This window comes from Nonomuraea aridisoli (assembly GCF_003236395.1).
Taxonomy (GTDB): Bacteria; Actinomycetota; Actinomycetes; order Streptosporangiales; family Streptosporangiaceae; genus Nonomuraea; species Nonomuraea aridisoli.
Window position 1 is genome coordinate 21053 of record NZ_POUD01000105.1, and the last position, 6243, is coordinate 27295.

6 protein-coding genes are annotated in these 6243 nt (G+C 69.6%); all 6 read left to right on the forward strand.

What is annotated here, in order from left to right; translation table 11 throughout:
* The first annotated feature begins 16 nt into the window (after positions 1-16).
* Positions 17-910, forward strand: a complete 894-nt coding sequence (locus C1J01_RS24095) for a beta-keto acid cleavage family enzyme (RefSeq protein ID WP_181448935.1) — start codon at positions 17-19, stop codon at positions 908-910.
* A 175-nt stretch (positions 911-1085) separates the two neighbouring features.
* Positions 1086-1928, forward strand: a complete 843-nt coding sequence (locus C1J01_RS24100; RefSeq protein WP_181448936.1) for a carbohydrate ABC transporter permease — start codon at positions 1086-1088, stop codon at positions 1926-1928.
* Between the two features lie 28 nt (positions 1929-1956).
* Positions 1957-2763: a carbohydrate ABC transporter permease gene (locus C1J01_RS24105; RefSeq protein ID WP_181448937.1), complete on the forward strand. Its 807-nt coding sequence runs from the start codon at positions 1957-1959 to the stop codon at positions 2761-2763.
* A gap of 36 nt (positions 2764-2799) precedes the next feature.
* Positions 2800-3843 carry a Gfo/Idh/MocA family protein gene (locus C1J01_RS24110; RefSeq protein ID WP_111181252.1) on the forward strand — a complete coding sequence of 348 codons (1044 nt, stop codon included), beginning with the start codon at positions 2800-2802 and terminating at the stop codon, positions 3841-3843.
* Between the two features lie 64 nt (positions 3844-3907).
* Positions 3908-4765 (forward strand): fumarylacetoacetate hydrolase family protein, encoded by an 858-nt coding sequence (locus C1J01_RS24115; RefSeq protein ID WP_111181253.1) that lies wholly within the window; start codon positions 3908-3910, stop codon positions 4763-4765.
* Positions 4766-5042: 277 nt separating this feature from the next.
* Positions 5043-6243: P1 family peptidase (locus C1J01_RS24120; protein ID WP_111181254.1), on the forward strand; the 1201-nt coding region annotated here is incomplete at its 3' end.

The following is a 6243-nucleotide window of genomic DNA, read 5'->3' on the forward strand; positions in this document are numbered from 1 at the left end:
GCGAGAAGGGCCATTGATGGACAAGGTCATCATCACGGTAACCGTCGACTGCTCGATGTCGTATCCCGGCTTCAAGGGCATGCCGAAGATCGACGACGTGCCGGCGGTCGCCGACGAGTACGTGCGCGCCATCGACGCCGGCGCGTCCCTCGTCCACCACCACGGCGTGCACTACCTGGAGGACTCGATCCAGGAGGACGGCCGCCAGCTGTCGCGCACCGACTTCGACGGGTGGAAGGACCTCACCGAGCGCATCCGCGCCGAGCGCGACGCCATCATCCAGTTCGGCATCGCGAGCGCCCGGCTCGAGGAGAAGGTCGCGCTCATGAAGCTGCGCCCGGAGATGATGTCGTACGCCTTCAACGTGCACGACGAGTACTTCCGTCCCGACCCGGCCTACCCGCCGAACGAGCAGTACGCCATCCACACGCGCCCCGAGCTGGAGGAGTTCTGCAAGGCGGCGCAGGAGCACGGCGTCAAGCCCGAGGTCGAGTCGTTCTACACCGGCGCGTTCTGGAACCTCGAGTTCATCCGCGACCAGGGCCTGCTCGACGACCCGGTGTGGACCACGCTCTTCCTGGGCTGGCCCGGCGGCGCCTGGACGCCTCCCACCGAGGACTCGCTGCTCTACCTGGTCCGGCACCTGCCGCCGCGGGTCAACTGGAACGTCAGCGTGATGAACCCGAAGATGCAGTGGCGCCTGCTCGCCCTGGCGATGAGCCTCGGCGGCCACGTGCGGGTCGGCTGGGAGGACAACCCCTACCTGCCGGACGGCTCGCCGTCGCGCTCCAACGCCGAGCTGGTCGAGGAGGTCGTCAAGATCGCCCGGCTGATGGGCCGCGAGGTGGCGACGCCGGACGAGGCACGCGAGATCGTCGGCCTGTCCGCCAAGGCGGCCGCGGACGCATGAGGGTCCCCACCACCGGCCACGTCGGCCGCGCGGTGCGAAAGGACGCACCGCGCCGGCCGCGCCACCTAGGGAAGTAGATCGCACCATGGCCGTCACGGTCACCACAGACGCCCCCGCGGCGAAGCCGAGCCGACGACGGCCCGGCCGCCGGCTCCGGCGAGGTGAAGTGCGCGGGATGCCGTACCTGCTCATTCTGCCGGGCTTCGTCTTCTACGCGCTGTTCGTCCTCGTGCCGATCGTGGACACGGTGCGGCTGTCGTTCCTCGAATGGGACGGGCTGTCGCCGCAGGTCTTCGTCGGGCTGGACAACTACGTCCAGGTGCTGAGCGATCCGAACACCTGGACGTCGCTGCGGGTCTCGCTCGTGTTCGTCCTGTTCAGCTGCCTGCTGCCGGTGGCGGCGGCGCTGCTGCTCGTGGGCGTCATCGCGCGGACGAAGATCCGGGGGCTGAGTTTCTTCCGGTTCGTGTTCTTCCTGCCGTACACGATCGCCCTGGCGGTCGTCGCCATCGCGTGGCGCTGGCTCTACGCGCAGGACGGCTCGCTGAACGCGATCATCCGGGCCGTCTTCGGCGAGGAGTTCGTGCGGCCGTTCCTCGGCGACGCCGACCTGGCGCTGCCGGCGCTGGGGATCGTGGGGCTGTGGGCGACGTTCGGGTTCGTCGTGGTCATGCTGCTCTCGGGCACCCAGCACATCCAGAAGGAGCTGTACGAGGCGGCGCGCATGGACGGCGCCGGGCCGGTGCGGGAGTTCTTCACCGTGACGCTGCCCGGCATCCGCCACGAGCTGCGGGTGTCGCTGGTGATGACCCTCACCCTGGCTCTGCGCGTCTTCGACCTGCCGCTGATGGCGACGCAGGGCGGGCCGGGCTACGCCACCACCACGCCGTCGCTGCAGATGTATCGAGACGTGTTCATCAACGGCCAGATCGGGCCGGGCTCCGCCATCGCGGTGCTGCTCACGATCGTCATCTTCGTCGGCGTGGCCCTGGTCAACCGGCTCGTGAGATCGGAGTAACACGATGGTTTCCCGCCGCAGTCAGACCATGTCGTACGTGGTCCTCCTGCTCTTCGCGGCTTTCGCGATCTACCCGTTCATCTCCACGACCCTGGTCGCGTTCAACGCGCCGGACGTGGCGGTGAGCGGGCTGGCGATCCCGCGCGAGTGGTCGCTGGACAGCTTCATCAGCGCGTGGAACAACCCGGACGCCGGCATCGGGCGGTCGCTGCTCAACAGCATCCTGCTGTCGGTGTCGGTCGTGGTCGTGTCCGTCTTCTTCTCGATCCTGACCGGATACGCGTTCGGGACGATGAGATTCTTCGGCTCGAAGCTGCTCTTCCCGCTGTTCATCCTCGGCCTGATCGTGCCTTACGAGGCCACGGTCATCCCGCTGTACTACCAGTTCCGGACGCTCAACCTCACCGACACCTACTGGTCGATGATCCTGCCGTGCATCGGCGGGTCGATGGCCTTCGGCACGTTCTGGATGACGTCGTTCTTCAAGTCGTTCCCCAAGGAGCTGCTGGAGGCGGCGCGGACGGACGGGTCGAACCGGTGGCACACGCTGTGGCGGGTGATCGTGCCCACCGCCGCCTCGCCGATCTTCGCGCTGGCCACCATCCTGTTCATCTGGACCTGGAACAACCTGCTGCTCGCGGTCGTCATGATCACGCAGCCGGAGCTGCGGATGGTTCCCGCGGCGCTCAACTACTTCGTGGGTCTGCAGTACGGCAGCAACTACCAGATCACGTGCGCTGCCGCGATCATGGTGGCACTGCCGGTCATGATCATTTACTACGTGCTCCAGCGCCGGTACGGGGCCGACGTCCTCGCCGGCTCGCTCAAGGGCTAGAGCCCCCTTCATCACCTCGCACACAGGAGAAAGAAAATGGCAGCGTCCAAACTGGGCGTCGGCATCGCGGGCCTCGGGCTGATCTCGAAGACCCACGCCGCGGCCTATCAGCGGATGTCCGACGTCGTGGACCTGGTGGCCGGCTGTGACGTCGACCCCAAGGCCACAGCGGCGTTCGCCGAGGAGTACGGCGCTAAGACGTACGCCGACCTGCACGACCTGATCAACGACCCCGCGGTCGACGTGGTGGATCTGATCCTGCCGCACCACCTGCACCACGACGCCGCCATGGCGGTGCTGGACGCCGGCAAGCACCTGATCCTGGAGAAGCCCGTCGCGCCGACGTACGAGCAGTCGGTGGCCATCCACCGCAGGGCCGCCGAGGCGGGCGTGCACTTCATGGTCGCGGAGAACACCCGTTACATCGCGGCCTACCAGGCGGTGGAGCGCCTGCTGAAGGAGGGCGCGATCGGCGAGGTCATCCACGCCAGGACCTACCTGCGCTCGAACGAGAAGGCCCACCTGTCGATGCCGGGCTACTGGCGCACGCGCTACGAGCTCGGCGGCGGCCTGGTCATGGACACCGGCGCCCACTCGTTCTACCTGCTCAAGTGGCTGCTCGGCGAGGTCGACGAGCTGACCGGCATCTCCAGGAAGGTCTTCCCGCTCGACAACGAGATCGAGGACACCGCCGAGGTGTTCGGCCGGCTGAAGAGCGGCGCCCACTTCTCCTGCGGGTTCACCTCCGTCTCCGAGGTCCCGCACAGCGAGCGCCTGGAGCTGTTCGGCACCGAGGGCGGCATCCTGGTCGACCAGATGGCCGACCCGGTCGTCAAGCTCTTCCGCGGCCAGTACGACTTCCAGGGCGAGGCGGTCGAAGGCGTGCCGTTCGGACCGGACGCCTGGCACCCGGGCGGCTGGCACTACGAGTCCGTGCTCACGGAGGTCACCGACTACGTCCGGTCGCTGGTCGAGGGCCGGCCGCCGCTGATCGACTCCGGTGACACCGTCTACGCCATGCGGATCGTGGAGGCGGCGTACGAGTCCATCAAGTCCGGCCGGCCGGTCACCGGTCTCTGACCTTTCTCCGTGAGGAGCACCTCTGGCGGGGGCTCCTCACCTCGACACCAACCCTGGAGCTTTCATGCGACTGATGCGCATCGGCGACCCCGGCGCGGAGCGCCCGGTCGTCGCGATCGACACCGACTCCTATGTCGACGTGTCCGACGTCGTCACCGACTTCGACGGCGCGTTCTTCGCCTCCGGCCTGGAATCGCTCGCCGCCACCGTGAGCCAGCGCGTGGCCGTGGGCGAGGTCCGCCGCTTCGCCGGCGAGCGCGTGGGCGCGCCGATCACCCGCCCGCACCAGATCCTGTGCGTCGGCCTGAACTACGCCGACCACGCCGCAGAGTCCGGCCAGGAGCCGCCGGAGGAGCCGATCATTTTCACCAAGGCCCCGAACACGCTGGTCGGGCCGGACGACGACGTGCACATCCCGCGCGGCTCGGACGCGACCGACTGGGAGGTGGAGCTCGGCGTCGTGGTCGGGAAGCGGGCCCGCTACCTCGGCAGCGACGAGGAGGCGCGCGCCACGATCGCGGGCTACGTGCTGGTCAACGACGTCAGCGAGCGCACGTTCCAGCTGCACCGCGGCGGTCAGTGGGTCAAGGGCAAGTCGGCCGAGACGTTCAACCCGTGCGGGCCGTGGCTGGTGACGCCGGACGAGCTCGGCGACGTCGGCGACCTCGCCATGTGGCTCGACGTCAACGGGGTGCGGCGGCAGAGCGGCTCGACCAAGCACATGCTCTTCGACCCCGTCCACGTGGTGCGCTACCTGAGCCAGTTCATGGTGCTCGAACCCGGCGACCTCATCAACACCGGCACCCCGGCGGGCGTCGGCATGGGCCTCACCCCGCCGGTCTATCTGAAGCCGGGCGACCGCATGGAGCTCGGCATCGACGGCCTGGGCCGCCAGAGCCAGGCGGTCGTCGCCGCGCCGTAATACCCCGGGCGCGGTGTCGCCCTGGAACGAGGCGGCAGGTGGCCGGGCCCGCGGGGCCCGGCCACCTGTGTCATGCCCGGCGGCTTCCCACAGGGCCGGTGCTTCCCGTGTGACGGCGTGGCATCGGCGGTCCTGGCGGACATTCGGCATATTGGGGATCTTTACCTCGCACTGGTCTGACCAGTAGCCTCAGTGCACTCAGCCGACTGACCCTCCTACCTCCACCCGAGCCCGGGGCGCGGCCGTGCCCCGGAACCCCCACCGGAATGAGGGATCCATGAAGTCACGCCTCGTCCCCTTGGTCGCCGCCGCTCTGGCGCTGGCCGGCGTGTCCGCGCCCGCCCACGCCGCCGACACCCCCGGTCTGCCCGGCCGGAACAACGCGATCACCGACGTGCCGGGCGTCCAGGTCGGGCAGGTGCAGTCCACCCGGGCCCCGTACCTGACCGGCACCACCGTCGTCTACACCCCGCGGATGTCCGTGACCGGCGTCGACCAGCGCGGCGGCGCGCCCGCCACGAAGGAGACGGACCTGCTCGACCCGCTCAACTCCAACCCCGGCGTGAACGCGGTGATGCTCGGCGGCAGCAGCATGTACGGCCTGGCCGCCGCCGACGGTGTGATCCGCTGGCTGGAGGAGCGCGGCGAGGGCGTCCCGGTCGGCTCCGGGGTCGCGCCGATCGTGCCCGCCGCCGACATCTACGACCTCGGCCGGGGCGGCGACTTCAAGGCCCGTACGTCGCCCGCCTGGGGATACCTGGCCGCCGAGGCCGCCAAGGAGGGCCCGGTGCGGCAGGGCGTCGTGGGCGGGGGCGCGGGAGCCCGCGCCGGCGGCCTGAAGGGCGGCGTCGGCACGGCCAGCGTCGTGCTCGACGACGGCGTCGTGGTCGGGGCCATCGTGGTGGTGAACGCGGCCGGCTCGCCGGTCGACCCCCGGGACTGCTCACTGTTCGCCGCCCGGTACGAGCTGGCCGGCGAGTTCCGGGGGCTGACGACGCCGAAGGCCAAGGACTGCCGCCCCGAGGCCCAGACGGACGCCCTGCCGATGAACACCACGATCGCCGTGGTGGCCACGAACGCTCCGCTGGAGAAGGCCGCGGCGGCGCGGATGGCGGGCAACTCCCACGACGGGCTGGCCCGCGCGATCAGCCCGATCCACACGCTGGGCGACGGCGACACGATCTTCGCCATGTCGACCGGCACCGGCACCCCGCTGCGGGTGAACAACCCCGCCGACTCGCGCCGGCTGAACCAGGTCTTCAACGCCGCCACCGACACGCTGGCCCGCGCCGTCGGCCACGCGATGCTGAACGCCCGTACCGTCGGGAACGCCACGAGCTACTGCGACCGCTACCCGTCGGCCTGCGCCAAGGTGGCCCCGTTGCCGGAGGACAAGCTGGGTGAGGCCCCGGAGGTGACCCAGGCGTCGGTGGACGCCGCCGAGCAGAAGCTCGACTCGGCCCCGCCCATCCCGGACG